The 13,890-nt window shown below is 70.7% G+C and carries 9 protein-coding genes; 6 read left to right on the top strand and 3 right to left on the bottom strand.

What is annotated here, in order from left to right:
- The first annotated feature begins 4 nt into the window (after positions 1-4).
- The 5 genes from ACWCP0_RS03885 to ACWCP0_RS03865 all read left to right on the top strand — a co-directional run bounded on the left by ACWCP0_RS03885 (position 5) and on the right by ACWCP0_RS03865 (position 10,970).
- A complete protein-coding gene (locus tag ACWCP0_RS03885; RefSeq protein ID WP_451077243.1) occupies positions 5-799 on the top strand; it encodes a hypothetical protein in 795 nt (264 codons plus the stop codon).
- A gap of 113 nt (positions 800-912) precedes the next feature.
- A complete protein-coding gene (locus ACWCP0_RS03880) occupies positions 913-1,368 on the top strand; it encodes an ATP-binding protein (protein ID WP_451077242.1) in 456 nt (151 codons plus the stop codon).
- A gap of 328 nt (positions 1,369-1,696) precedes the next feature.
- A complete protein-coding gene (locus tag ACWCP0_RS03875) occupies positions 1,697-8,500 on the top strand; it encodes a DEAD/DEAH box helicase (RefSeq protein ID WP_451077241.1) in 6,804 nt (2,267 codons plus the stop codon).
- Positions 8,500-10,740: a UvrD-helicase domain-containing protein gene (locus ACWCP0_RS03870; RefSeq protein ID WP_451077240.1), complete on the top strand. Its 2,241-nt coding sequence runs from the start codon at positions 8,500-8,502 to the stop codon at positions 10,738-10,740. The genes ACWCP0_RS03875 and ACWCP0_RS03870 overlap by 1 nt, the downstream gene beginning before the upstream one ends.
- Positions 10,741-10,790: 50 nt before the next feature.
- Complete coding sequence (locus ACWCP0_RS03865) at positions 10,791-10,970, top strand: hypothetical protein (protein ID WP_451077393.1); 180 nt, start codon at positions 10,791-10,793, stop codon at positions 10,968-10,970.
- A 76-nt stretch (positions 10,971-11,046) separates the two neighbouring features.
- Here the strand turns inward: ACWCP0_RS03865 and ACWCP0_RS03860 are convergent, their stop codons facing one another.
- On the bottom strand, positions 11,047-11,352 hold the full coding sequence (locus tag ACWCP0_RS03860) for a SelT/SelW/SelH family protein (protein ID WP_451077239.1): 306 nt from the start codon (positions 11,350-11,352) through the stop codon (positions 11,047-11,049).
- Positions 11,353-11,907: 555 nt separating this feature from the next.
- On the opposite strand from ACWCP0_RS03860, the gene ACWCP0_RS03855 reads away from it, so the two are divergent.
- Positions 11,908-12,129 carry a hypothetical protein gene (locus ACWCP0_RS03855; RefSeq protein WP_451077238.1) on the top strand — a complete coding sequence of 74 codons (222 nt, stop codon included), beginning with the start codon at positions 11,908-11,910 and terminating at the stop codon, positions 12,127-12,129.
- On the opposite strand, the gene ACWCP0_RS03850 is transcribed toward ACWCP0_RS03855, so the two are convergent.
- Both ACWCP0_RS03850 and ACWCP0_RS03845 read right to left on the bottom strand, forming a co-directional pair.
- Entirely contained in the window at positions 12,119-13,054 is a 936-nt protein-coding gene (locus ACWCP0_RS03850) for a fibronectin type III domain-containing protein (protein ID WP_451077382.1), read from the bottom strand. The two genes, ACWCP0_RS03855 and ACWCP0_RS03850, sit on opposite strands and share 11 nt — an antisense overlap.
- A gap of 197 nt (positions 13,055-13,251) precedes the next feature.
- Positions 13,252-13,770 carry a hypothetical protein gene (locus ACWCP0_RS03845; protein ID WP_451077237.1) on the bottom strand — a complete coding sequence of 173 codons (519 nt, stop codon included), beginning with the start codon at positions 13,768-13,770 and terminating at the stop codon, positions 13,252-13,254.
- Positions 13,771-13,890 lie beyond the last annotated feature (120 nt).

Raw genomic sequence — 13,890 nt, 5'->3', positions numbered from 1 at the left:
TCTCGTGACCAGGACTCCTTTGGCATCCGCGGAGCTCGCCACCGGCTACCACTTCCAGCAGTGGGCCGCGGACAACCGCAACCGCACGCAACGACAGTTCATCAAGGCGCTTCGTAACCGGGCTCCCTTCTCCGACGTGCTGCCGCAGCACGCCGCATCCGACGAAATCGAGTACGAGTGCGCCGGTGAGACCGTCGAGGGCGTCGGCGCGGCGCATCTCATGGACGGGCTGGCGGTAAGCCTGCCTCTCTCGCTCGCTTGGTCCGGATCGTGGCTGGACGTGACCGCGCGGAGGCTCGTGGAGACCGACAGCGGCGACCTGTCCCTGGAGCAGGTCGTCGAGCCTGTGCGGCACGCGGCTCAGCGGCCCGACCTCGACCCTCACGAGAAGTGGGGATCTTCGACGGGTCTCGAAGCGGTCGACTCGGCAGCACAACTATGGGAGCAGCGGGGGGACTTCTTTCCCCGACTCCAGTTCCTTCCCCGCGTCCAGGACGACCTGGAGCGCCTGGAACTTCGGTGGTTCATTCAGGTGCGCAGCCTCCTCGCCCGCCTCCAGGCCTCGGCCGCCGCCTGGGATCCCACCTCAGTGGCTCTTCCCGAGTGGCAAGGGGCGAAGGTCACCCCGGAGCACGAGCAGCGCAAGCGCCTCTGCATCTTCCGCGACCTCGACGGCGTGGAGCGCTGTTTCGACCTGCACGGTCGTTTCACCCCCGGGGCGGGCCGGCTGCATTTCCGTGCCGTCCGCGAGGAGGGGACACTGCGGATCGCCTACATCGGGCGCAAGTTGGGGAGCTGAAGCCATGGGCCGGCGGTCTGCACGTACATCGCCGCGGCAACCTCGTACAAGCCCCGACCGTCCACGCATCACCCCTGGTCAGCGAGGTTTGCGTGGCGGCACCGTTGGGCGGCATGAAGCCAGCCGATCTTTCGTCCGAGGAACTCGTTCAAGCCCTGTCGGTCACCCGCGAGTTCTCGATGCAGTTCACATCCACACCACGCGGAGCGCGGCTCGCGCGGCGATTGGTGTCCCACCGGCTGCACGAATGGGGACACCCGTACGACTCCACCGCGAACGAGGCCGTGACGCTCATCACCGCCGAGTTGGTCGCGAATGCCGTGCGCCACGGACATGTGCCCGGACGGGACTTCCACCTGCGTCTCATCGCCACCTCGACGACTCTGCGCGCCGAGGTCACCGACACGCGAACGGAGAAGCAGCCGTGCCCCGGACCGCGGCTCCCCTCCTCCGACGAGGATTCGGGCCGCGGGCTGCTGCTCGTCGACGCGCTCGCCACCGACTGGGGCGTCTCACCGCGCGCCGCGGCCCCGGGCAAGACGGTGTGGGCCGAGGTCGCCCTTTCGTAGGAGTTCCGCGTTCGGGTTCCGGGCCGGTACGCGGGACGGCGGTCCACAGGGGCGCGATGCACCGGCCGATGTCCGTGGCCAGGCGCCCGTAGGCGTGGATGGCGCGCCGACGCGTCGGCAGTACAGGCATCGACCGTCACGGCTCCCCCATGGTCATGGCTCCCGAGTCGTCCCTGGTCGCAGGGTGAACGGAGACAGTCCGTCACGAAAGGGTGCATATCCGGCCACGGGCGATATCCCGTCATCACCGATCCTGGTCAGAATGTCCGCGGTCGGATATACGGTTGATCCACATCACTTGCACGTACAGCAGCACCGAGGGAGCACCGTGAGGCCGACGCTGGCCGCCGCGCAGTTGCGGGGCAGTCTGACCCAGTACCTCACGACGACGTACGCGCTGGCGGACGAGGACACCCGGCTCGCATTGGAGCGGTTTCTCGGGCATCCGGAGACCGGGATCTTCAGGGGGCCGTATCTGCGGATCAGGACGCCGTTCCATGCCGCGGACGACGGCTGGCAGCGGCACCTGGACTGGCGGCCCGGCTTCCCGCCGTACCGCCACCAGGTCAGGGCGTGGGAGCGGCTGAGCACTCTCCACGGGCCGGCCCGTCCCACGCTGATCACCACGGGGACGGGTTCGGGCAAGACCGAGTCGTTCCTCGTCCCGGTGCTGGACCACTGCCGCCGGGAGAAGGCCCGCGGGCATACGGGCGTCAAAGCGGTGCTGCTGTATCCGATGAACGCGCTGGCGACCGACCAGGCAGGACGTATCGGGGACTATCTGGCGCAGCCGGACCTCGCTCAGGTCACTGCGGGGCTGTACATCGGTGACCGGCCCGACACCGACTTCCGGCGGGTGATGACGAGGCGCGAGGAGATGCGGGTCTCGCCGCCCGATGTGCTGATCACCAACTACAAGATGCTGGATCTGCTTCTGCAGCGCGGCGAGGACCTGCCACTGTGGCAGGGCGCCGACATCCGGTATGTGGTGCTGGACGAGTTCCACACCTACGACGGTGCGCAGGGCACGGACGTGGCGATGCTGCTCCGGCGGCTGGCGGTGGCGACCGGGGCACGTGACATCTGCCCGGTGGCGACGTCGGCGACGCTCGGCGAGGGCCGCGGCAGCAGCGGGCGTACGGGCATACTCGACGTCGCGGCGCAGGTGTTCGGCGTGGAGTTCGGGCCGGACGCGGTCGTCGGCGAGGAGCGTCTGACCGCCGGGCAGTTCGCCGGTGAGGTGGACTACGAGCTGCCGGAGCCGCCGGGTCCCAAGGAGGTCATCGAGGCGTCCGGCGGTCCAGGCGTGGAGGCGCATCCCGACCTGCTGGACCTGGACGGGCTGGTGGCCCGTCTGCTGGGGCGCGGTGGGCTGGACGCCTTCCAGATCGGCAGGCTGCTCAAGCGACACGACTTCACGCACAAGGTGCTGTCCCTGCTGGACGGTGAGCCCCGCGGCGAGTGGGAGCTGCGTGACCTGCTGGGCGGTCTCGGATACGCGTGGGGGCGCACGGCCCGGGAGAATCCCCGGCTCGCACTCCAGGCGCTGTCCCGCTTCGTGGCGTTGCTGTCCGCCGCACGCGACCCGGAGTCGGACGAGAAGCGGCCCAGGCCCCTGCTGCACATCGAGGCGCATCTGTGGGTGCGGCCCGTCACGCGCGTGCTGCGCGGGGTGGGGAGGACCCCGGAGTTCCGGTGGTACGAGGACGACCGTACGGCGGCCAGGCGTGCCGCGCTCGCCGCCGGGCCGCCCGTCGCGGGCGAGGAGGACTCCGGCAGCAGGGCGGCGGACGCACGCCGGCCCGAGTCGATCCCGGGCACGGACACCGCACTGAGGCCGTCCGCCGCGACGCTGCCTGCGGTGTACTGCCGCAACTGCGGGCGGTCGGGCTGGGCGGCACTGTCGCCGGAGGCGGATCCGCAGCAGCTCGTGATGGCCCAGGAGAAGGTGTGGCGGGCCGGACTCGGGCGCGACAAGCGGCGCATGCGCTACTTCATAGCGGCCACCCCCGCCGAGGCCGAGGAGGCGCTGAACGCGCTGACGGGTGCGAAGCCTTCGTCCGGCGGGACGGACCCGCTGTCGGTGGTGGTGCTGGACGGCGGTCAGGGCACATACCGGCTGCCGCAGCTCGCCGACGCCGAGGAACTTCAGGACGCGTGGTTCGCGCTCGCCATCACGGACAAGAAGTCGGCGGACAAGGCCGCCCTGGACGACCGCTGTCCGGCCTGCAACACCGACAACGGCATCCGCTTTCTCGGCACAGCTCTCGCCGCGCTCGCCTCCGCGACCGTGACCCAGCTGTTCACGGGCGGAGACATCGCGCTCGTGCCGGAGGAACGCAAGACGCTCCTCTTCAACGACTCGACGCAGGACGCGGCGCACCGGGCGGGCTATGTGGCCAACGCGTCCTACAAGTTCTCGCTCAGGTCGCTGCTCGCACACAATCTGGACGAGTCGGGCGCCCCGGTCGCGCTCAACGACCTGATCGGCAATGTGCTGGACTCGGTGGACGATCCCCAGGCGCTGGCCGCGGTGGTGCCGCCGGACCTGCACGACGAACCCGGCGTGGACCGGCTGCTGTCGGGGCGGGGCACGGGTGACGCCCGGACCTGGAAGCTGATCGGCGAGCGGCTGGCGTTCGCGACGGTGATGGAGTTCGGGCTGCGCTCCCGCCAGGGGCGCACGCTGGAGCTGACACGCACCGCCGCCGCCGAGGTCGTGATCGACCACCCCGACCGGATCACGGCGCTGGCCCGGGATCTCCATCTGTCCTTGCCGGGGCAGCTGATGGTGAGCGGCGGGCTGCCGACGCCGGAGCGGTATCTGGCCTTCGTACGCGGCCTGCTGGAGCGCATCCGGCTGCGCGGCGGAGTGCGGCACCGGTGGCTGGAGCCGTGGATCAAGGACGCAGGGGTGGCCCGCTACAAGATCTGGGGCGGCCGGCCCGACGGCATGCCGGCGTTCCCCGACGGGATGGCCGTGCCACGGTTCCTGCTGGACGGACAGAAGGAGCGGTCAGCCTTCGACGCCGTGACCGGACGGCTGGGCTGGTACCAGGACTGGGCACGGCGCTGCCTCGGTCTGGACACGGCCGGGGCGACAGAGTACCTGCGCAGGCTGCTGCCGGTCCTGGTGGAGGAGCACGCGCTCTCGGTGCGTACGGCGCAGGACCGCACCACACGGGTGTATGGACTGCAGCCGGGGCACGTCGAGGTGCGGCTGCTCGACGACGACGTGGTCAACAAGGCGTATGTGAGCTGTGCGGACTGCGGCTGGCAGCAGGTGGTGCCGCCCGAGCGCCGCACCCGCTGGTACGGGCATCCGTGCCCCCGCTACCGGTGCGGGGGGATGCTCCGGGCACCGCTGACCGACGGCTGGGCGTCCGGGGCGGACATCCGCAGCAGCATCGGCTCCAGCGGCTTCGCCGCCTCCCGTGCCCGCGACTACCGGGACGACTACTACCGTCGGCTGTACCTGACCGGCGGCACCTTCCGGGTCGTGACGGCCGAGCACACGGGCATGCTGACCCGGCCCCAGCGCGAGCGCGTGGAACGCACCTTCCGATCCGGTACCCACTACACCGACCCGAACGTGCTCTCCTGCACACCGACGCTCGAACTCGGCATCGACATCGGCGATCTGTCCGCCGTGCTGCTGGGCTCGCTGCCGAAGGGACCCGCCAATTACGTGCAGCGCGCCGGGCGGGCGGGCCGCCGGACGGGCAACGCGCTGGTTGTGGCCTTCGGTGGCCGGCGCGCCCGGGACCTGTACTACCTGGACGACCCGCGGGAGATGATCGCGGGCGACATCGTGCCGCCCGGCTGCTATCTCTCGGCCGTCGAGATCCTGCGCCGCCAGTACACGGCGCATCTGCTGGATCTTGCCGCTCGCGGCGAGCTGACCACGGCCGACAGCGAGCGGCTGATGCCCGTACCCCGGCTGGCGTCCGCCCTGTTCGGCACGACCGGCTGGTGCCAGGACCTGGCGGACGCGGCTCTGACGCACGGGGCGCGGCTGGTGGAGGAGTTCCTTTCGCTGTTCCCTCGCAGCGACGACGACATGGGTGTCACCGACCACGCTGCCGACGAGCTGCGGGCGTACGCGACCGGCGGCATCGCTCGCACGCTCCAGGAGGCCGAGGAGGACTGGACGGGACGCCGTGAGGAGCTACGGCGGCGCATCGCGGCCATCGATGCGGCCATGGAGGGGCTGGTCCGCAGCGACCCGGAGCAGGACCGGGAGCACCGTGAGCTGCTGGCGGAGCGCCGCACCACTGGTGATCTGCTGCGCGAGCTGAGCCGTTCCAGCGCGCACGGTGCACTGGTCGAGCTCGGCCTGCTGCCCAACTACAGCCTCACGGACACCACCACGCAACTGGAGGCCACCCTCTACTGGACCGAGGAGAACCCGGACGGCGAGGAGGGCAGCCGCAAGGCGTACCGCAGCGAGGTGCGCGACTACGAGCGCTCGCGCCGGCTCGCCCTCGCCGAACTCGCCCCGGGCAACAGCTTCTACGTCAACGGCTACCGCCACCAGGTGCGGGCTCTCGACATCGGGGGCCCCGACCGTCGGTCCTGGAAGGTGTGGCGCCTGTGCCCGGCCTGCGGTTACGTGCGGACGGAGAACGCCCAGCACGACGCGTCGCCCTGCCCGCGCTGCGGCGGGCGGGAGATCGCAGACGCAGGCTGCGTCCAGTACGTACTGGAGCCCAGGCGGGTCATCGCCCGTGACAAGCGGGACGACGCGCGGGTGCGCGACGACAAGGACGAGCGGGACCGGCGGCGGTACGCCATGCTGACCACCGTCGACATCGATCCCGCACATCTGGCGCCGGGCTCCTGGCGGCACGAGACGGCCACATTCGGCGTCGACTTCAGCCGTCGCGCGAAGATCCGCACCCTCAACCTCGGTGTGGACCGGCAGGACGGCAGCAGCACCGTCCCGCTCGCAGGCGATGACGTACGTATCAACCCGTTCTACGTCTGCGCGAGTTGCGGCGGTGCGACCGCCGACGGCCGGCCTGTGGCGGACAAGCCGCAGGACGCGCTCACCGATTCCCTCGCCGCCAGTGCCAAGGCCAGTGCACACCACCTGCTGTGGTGCCCCCGCCGACGGACCAAGGGCAATGGCGACGAGCAGGGCAAGGGGCAGGATCTGCCGCTGCTGCTGGCGCACGAGCTGGACACCGAGGCGGTCCGGATCCTCCTGCCCGCGTCGGTCGCCCGCGCCCGGGAGCGGCTCGCCTCTTTCACTGCGGCGATGTTCGCCGGTATCGCCGCCCGTTACGGCGGCGACCCCGACCACATCGACATCGCGGCCGCCTCCATGCCCGACGGCGGCGACTCCGACTGGACGCGACGCTTCCTCGTCGTCTACGACCGCCTCCCTGGCGGGACGGGCTATCTGCACCGGCTCGCGTCCGCAGACGGCTTCCGCGAGGTGCTGGTGGCGGCCCGGGACGTCATCGAGAGCTGCACCTGCATCGAGAAGGGTCAGGACGGCTGTCACCGCTGTCTGCTGCGCCGTGTGCCTGCGAGCGACTACGACCGCGTCAGCCGGAGCGAGGTCCGCCAGATGCTGGACGAGCTCCTGGGCAAGGACGGCGAGGCGTGGAAAACCACCGAGATCCGCACCACTCAGCAGATCCCGCTGGAGCGGCAGGCCGAGTCCGACCTGGAGGTCATGTTCGTCGAGACGCTCAAGGACTGGGCAGCTCAGCCCGACTCCCGGGCCGCTGCCGACACATACACGACGGCCGCGGGGACGTACTCGCTGGACCTCCGGCTCACTGCGGCGGACGGCGCCGTCCTGCGGTGGCGGGTGTCCCAGCAGCGTGTCCTGGACGGTACCCGGCCCGACGTCCTCTTCGAGCGGCTCGACGCCCCGGGCCCGCGCCTCGCCCTGTATCTGGACGGTTACGAGTTCCACGCGAGCACGAAGCACAACCGCCTCGCCGACGACGCCACCAAGCGGGCACGGCTGCGTGTCGACGGTGTGCGCGTGTTCCAGCTGACCTACTACGACGTGAAGGAGTGGCGCACCCGCGTCCGGGAAGCGGGCTACTCCGCAGCCGGCCCGGCCGATCCCGTGTGGAGGCCGTACGGTGAGCAGGCATGTGCCCAGGCGCGTGCGTACTACGCCAAGGTGCGCGGCGCCCTGCCAGGTGAGCTCGCCGAGACGGTGTGGGTCAACCCGGCGGACACCTTGATCGCCTATCTGCGGGCTCCGGACGCGGGCGGATGGCTCGCGCGGGCGGAGGCCGTTGTCGCGGGCCTGACCGGAGCGGGCGCCGATGCGGCTGTCGTCTCGGCGGACACCGTCGGCGAGCAGATCGAGGCGGCGCTGCGCGGGCGGCCCCCGCAGACGCAGCCCGGGAAGGTACGTCTGCTCGCCGCGACGGACGCGTCCGCCTGCCGGGTGGTGGCCGCCGCCGACGGGCGGCGGACTCCCCCCGTGTGGTCCGCGATCACCGTCCTCGACGACTCCGAGGCGGCCGTCGCAGACGAGGCCCGTCACAAGAAGCGCTGGCGGGCTTGGCTGTACTGGAGCAATCTGCTGCAGTTCCTGGAGCAGGGCGGCGGCGACAGTGCCCAGCTGACGACAAGTCTGCTGGACGGTTTCTCGGCCCAGGAGTTCTCCGTCGCGGGCGGGGCGGGCTGGCTGGAGTCGACCCGCGTCACGCTCGTCGAGGAACGGCCACCGGTCGCAGCGGCCCAGGAGCCGCCCCTGGCCGCCGCAGTGGCGGTCCCTGGAGTCGAGGAGGCTCCGGCAACGACGCGGACCGACGGCTGGGAGGCCGTGCTGGAGCTGCTCGACCCGGACGAGCCGGGGCTGGAACTCCTGGCCGTGGCGCTCGCATCCCTCGGCGTCCCGGCGCCGCGGGACGGCTATGAGCTCGACGACCGCGGCTGGATGGCGGAGTTGGCCTGGCCCGACGCCAAGGTCGGTGTCGTCCTGGACCACCGGCCGGTGGACACGGAAGGCGATCCGGAAGCGGAGGACCGCGACCGTGCCTACGCCGCCGCGGGTTGGGACGTGCGCCCCGCCGGCGGCTGGACGGCGAGGGAGCTGGCCGAGCGGCTCCGAGGACAGGAACGGCACGACGGAACGACCCGGGGGGGCACCCACTGATGAGCACGGCGAACGTGACACTTCGGCTGCTGGACAAGGCCGACAAGGAGATCCTCAAGCTCCCCCGCACGGTGAAGGGGGCGATCTACGACTTCCAGCACAAGTTCAAGGCGAACCCGCACTCCTCGGGGCTGCGGCTCAAGCAGCTGACAGGCGACACACGCCTGTGGTCCGCACGGGTCAGCGACGACTACCGAGCGCTGCTGCTGCGGCTTGCGGACGGCGATTGGCTGATCGTCTCGGTACGGCACCGCAAGGACGTGTACGACCGGGTCACGTACGGCGTCAACCCGGTCACGGGCGGCATCGAGTACGTCGACCTCCAGGTCGTCGAGGAGAGCCTCGCCAAGCGACTGCTGCCGAAGACGGCTGCGCCGGCCGAACCGGAACAACCGGTTGCGCCCGCGCCGTCCGTGGCCCCCGAGCCGCTCTTCGCCCACGTCACCGACGAGCAGCTCACCGAACTCGGCGTGGCCGAACCGCTGCTGCCCGTCGTACGCACGCTCACCACCGAGGACCAACTGCTCGGTCTCGTCGAGTACGCACCGCAGCTCTCCGGCGAGGTGCTGCTGTCCCTCTTCGACGGCAAGTCGTACGACGAGGTCCTCGAACAGGTCACGGCCCCCGTTGCCGCACCCGAACCGGTGGACACCACCGACTTTCAGGCGGCGGCCGAGCGCCCGGCGACGATGGTCACCACCACCGACGACGCGCTGCGAGAGGCCCTGGAAGGCGGCAGCTTCGGCCGTTGGAAGGTGTTCCTGCACCCCACACAGGCCAAGCTGGTGGAGCGCGACTACTCCGGGCCGACGCGCGTGGGAGGCGGCCCTGGTACGGGCAAGACCATCGTCGCACTCCACAGGGTCAAGCACCTCGTGTCCCAGCTGCCGCCGGGGCGCACCAAGCCGGTACTGCTGACCACGTACAACAAGAACCTGGCGGCAGACCTCCGGGCTCGTCTGCTGGAGCTGGGTGGTGAAGAGCTGCTGGCGCGCGTCGAGATCAGCCATGTCGACCAGCTGGCGCTGCGTGTGGTGCGCGAGGCGGAGCCCGGCAGCAGCAGGCAGACCATCGATGACAACCAGGCCCTGCGTGAGTGGCGTTCGATGCTCGACGAGTCGGACGAGACGGGCTGGGACGCGGAGTTCCTCCACGAGGAGTGGACGCAGGTGATCCTCGGCCAGGCGGTCGCGTCCCGGACCGACTACTTCCGCGCCCGGCGCGCAGGCCGGGGCCGGAACGTGACCCGGGCCGAACGTGCCGAGATCTGGCAGCTGGCGGAGCGGTTCACCCAGCGGCTGGACCAGCTCGGACGGCAGACCTGGGGACAGGTCGCCGAGCGTGCCGCAAGGCTGGAGATGGAGCGTGAACAGCGCATCCAGGCCGTGGAGCGACAGCGCGAGGCCGCCGGCGGCCGGGAAAACATCCACCTGCAGGACACCTCGGCGGGCTGGCTGCGCTATCGCTACCGGCACATCGTGGTCGACGAGGCACAGGACCTGCAGCCAGGGCACTGGAAGATGCTGCGTGCGATGGTGGCCCGGGAGCGCAACGATCTCTTCCTGGTCGGCGACACCCATCAGCGCATCTACAGCACGCAGGTCACGCTCGGCAGCCTCGGGATCAACATCCGGGGTCGCTCGGCCAAACTGTCCCTGAGTTATCGCACTACCCGGCAGATCCTCGGTTCGGCGCTCGAAGTGCTGCGCGGGGAGGCGTTCGACGACCTCGACGGCAGCGAGGAGACTCTGGCCGGCTACCGATCCGTTCTGAGCGGCGGCGTGCCCACACTGCACCCGAGCACGGACTGGGACGCGGAGCGGGAAGGCATTGCCGGATTGATTGCCGGGTGGGGTGACATCCCGCTTGAACAGATCGGCATCTGCGTCCCCACGAACGCCATGGCGCAGGAGGTGGCCTATGCCCTCGCCCAGGTCGAGATCAGGGCAGTCGAGATCGGTCCGGACGGGCCACGCGGGGACGAGGGCGTCCACATCGGGACGATGTTCCGGTTCAAGGGGCTGGAATACCAGCGCATGATCATCGCCGGAGTGACACAGGGTCTCGTGCCACGCGAAGCGATCCTGCAACTGCGGTCGGCCGACGCCCTACGTCACCGCCGCGAGATGCAGCGGGCCCGCTCACTGCTCTTCGTCGCAGCGACGCGTGCCCGAGACAGCCTCGACATCTTCTGGCACGGCTCGCCGAGCCAGTTCCTGGAGCCGCTCCTGCCCGCCTGAGTGTGCGTCTGTTCCGTGTCAGCGGCGTGCCATGACCCGTTGTCGCCAGCTTGCAAGGTGGATCGCAAGGTCGCACCGAGAAACTCGCCGCGACCCGCGAGGAGCACGGTGAGAAGGCTTTCGCGGCCGACACATGGCAGGAGGCGCACGACCTGCTGCTGCACGTCTCACTGGACGCGGAGTGCGCGGACTTCCTGCCCCTGTCGGCGTACGAGCAACTGGCCGGTTGACCTCGGCCGTCTGCGTGTCGCTGCCGTCGCGCCCTCGTACCACACGACACCAGGGGGCGACGGCATCGGCCGGTGGCTACTGCACCGGCTTGTCCGTGTGCCCCAGCGTCCGCCCCGGTGCGACCCGGTCCCGGACCAGCCGCTTGACGGCCGTGGGCTCCGGGAAGCCCTGCTCCCGCCGGTCCCACACGACCTCGCCGTCGACGCGCACGACGAAGACACCGCCGGTGCCGGGCTTCAGTGCGAGCTCCTCCAGCTCCGTCTCGAACGTGGTGAGCAGTTCCTGGGCCAGCCATGCGGCCCTCGGCAGCCAGCGGCACTGGGTGCAGTACTCGATCTGCACACGGTGAGCGGCATCCGTGGGCGGGGTGGACGGGTTCACGGGACGACGCACCTCTCGGCTGCTGTGGTGACGGTGGAGCACCGGGCCGCGGCCGCGGGCACTCGTACGTTCCCATTCTGAGGGGCGCGTTCTGACGGGCGCGCCCGGCCCGACGAGCACGCCGACACGGAAGCACCACCCGGAGTCCGCTCTCCGGAACGGGCGGGACGGGCGCATCAACCGCGGGACGGCCCGTGTCCCGCGGCACGCACTGTTGTCACGCTCTGTGCCACAAGCGGACGCGATAGCGCTCGACGCCCTTGGCCGTGCCCGTCTCCGCCGCGAGTCGCTCAGCCTCCGTCCGGCCCGCGCGGCAAACCTGCACCCGCCACGCACCGTCCGTGTCCGGGAGCCTGACGAGTTCGCGGGTCCGCCCGAGGCTCATCGACTCGGCCCGACGTCGGATGCCGCGAGCAGCCCTCGCCCGGCATCATGAAAGCCATGAATCCTCCGAGCACGGACTGGGTCACCGTCGCCGCCTACGAGAACCTGCCCGGCTGCCTCCGGCCGATGGCCGCCGCACGCGCCTGACTGCGTGACCGCGGCATCGACTGGATGCCCTTCGACGAGAACGAGATCCGTTGGGGGCTTGCCTGCGGCGTCGGCCCCGACGGGCACTGGCACGGGTGGTTCGACGTCCGTGTCCGCAGCGACGCCCTGCGCCGGCTCGGCCTGCACCCCGACCAGCCGACCGCCGAGGTCGACGGTCCCTCCCCGCCCGGCTGGTGGCACGCCGCCGCCGAACGTCACCGTCGGAACCGCGTCCCTAGCCGATGACCACCGTGCGCTGCGCCGAGAAGTCCCCCCAGTTCCCGTCCGGGAGCTTCGCCCGGAGCTTGACCGAGTAGCGCGTGCCCGGCTTGTCGGTGACGGTGAAGCTGTAACGGACCTGGCCGGGTGGAGGTTGGGCGCCCCAGACGATCGTGGTCGCGAGCTTGCCGTTGAGGAAGAGCTGGTGTTCCTTGACCGGGGCGCCCGTCGTCGGTGGGGTCCAGGTCAGGTCGATGGCGTGGGCCGTGCCGGTGGTGCGGGCGGCGGCGGCGAGGGCCGATGGGGCCGTGTTCGGGCCGGCGCCCGGGGCGGAGGCGGTCGTGAGGTCGAGCGAGGGGCTGTCGGGGGATGAGTTGTCCGCCGCGTCGCGGGCCCGGACCGTGAAGGTGTAGACGGTGCCGGGGCGCAGACCGGTGATGCGGGCGGTGGTCGTGGTGCCGGGGACGGTGTGGATGCGGGAGTCGGCCTGGTAGATGTCGTACGACGTGACGGCCGTGTCGTCGCTCGCCGCGCCCCAGTTCAGGGTCACCGACCGGGCCCCCTCGGCCCGGCCCTCGGGGGCGCCGGGTCTGCTCGGGGCGCGGCTGTCCTCGGCGGCCGGGGCGAGGGTCGTCACGGGGACCGTGGCGCTGTGAGGTGAGGCGTTGCCCGCGGCGTCGAGGGCCCGGACGGTGAAGGTGTACGCGGACGACGGCGCCAGGCCGTCCACGTCGATCATGTGCTGGGTGGCGGGCACCGACTTCACCTTCGTACCGGTGCGGAAGACTTCGTACGCGGTGACGCCGCGGTCGTCCGTCGACCGTTCCCACATGACATGCACGGAAGTGGCGCTGCCGGCCTGGGCGGTGACGCCGCTCGGTACGGACGGGCCGCTGGTGTCCCCGGCCTGCTGCTCACCGCAGGCAGTGAGCAAGGCGGCGGCGGTGCACATCAGCGCGGTCAACACGGCGGATCCCAGGGCGCGTTGCACAGGACTGCCTCCGTCCGACGGAGCAATGGTCCAGACCTGTATGGCACAGTCGGCCACGCCCTGCAAGGGCCTGGCGTGCCCGGCCGACCAGATCCCGCGCTGCCCGTCGGACGAGTCGGTGACGGCACGGAGGACAACCCGACGGACGCCGGCCCGGCTCAGGGCGATCGCTCGGGAAACGACGCGGCTATGTCCCGCATCCGGACCAGTTCACGCTTCGCGGCCTCCACCTGGCCCAGATCGAGAGCCATCCACGCGCGGGCGTACACGTAGTCGATGTCCTGACGCGTCGGCGGATCGATGTCGGAGCGACCGCGCAGGCGCCTGAACTCACCACGCAGGAACAGGCGGACGTGGTCGAGCCGGTCGCGTTCCGCCAGAGAGAGCGCCTCGGGGAGGAGGTCCTTCACGTAGTCGCGCACCTGCGCATCGGCCTCCTCCGGGCGCGGCGCCGAAGGGGCGTGGGGCAGACCGTACTCACGTGCATCATTCATCAGTTGGCGCGAGAGGTCCTCCGCAAAGTCCAGGTCGCCTGCGGCGTGGGCCGTGCGCGCCGAGGCGAGAACGCCCTCCAGCTCGCGGCGTCCCGTGGCACCTTCATCAACGCGTGAGCCCAGGTAGCTCGACCAGACATCAAGCCGTTTGCTCAGCTCCGCTCGTCGCCAGACGTCGTACATACCGGTCGATCGCCGCCTCTCCAGTTCGGACCGTTCGAACCCGGTCCGGCACGATACGGCGGCGGGTGGGGTTCCGGCCTGCGATTTTCCGGCGCCCCGCGACCAGCGGACGGCTCGGGT

The sequence above is a fragment of the Streptomyces sp. NPDC001970 genome (assembly GCF_053594115.1).
Note: the sequence above shows the minus strand (reverse complement) of the source record. Positions and strands in the feature narration are given on the sequence as shown.

Bases quoted from the DNA above. Each gene is read 5' to 3' on its own strand.
- ACWCP0_RS03850 (WP_451077382.1), bottom strand. From the start codon at position 13,054: ATGTGCACCGCCGCCGCCTTGCTCACTGCCTGCGGTGAGCAGCAGGCC.
- ACWCP0_RS03870 (WP_451077240.1), top strand. From the start codon at position 8,500: ATGAGCACGGCGAACGTGACACTTCGGCTGCTGGACAAGGCCGACAAG.
- ACWCP0_RS03845 (WP_451077237.1), bottom strand. From the start codon at position 13,770: ATGTACGACGTCTGGCGACGAGCGGAGCTGAGCAAACGGCTTGATGTC.
- ACWCP0_RS03880 (WP_451077242.1), top strand. From the start codon at position 913: ATGAAGCCAGCCGATCTTTCGTCCGAGGAACTCGTTCAAGCCCTGTCG.
- ACWCP0_RS03855 (WP_451077238.1), top strand. From the start codon at position 11,908: ATGCCCTTCGACGAGAACGAGATCCGTTGGGGGCTTGCCTGCGGCGTC.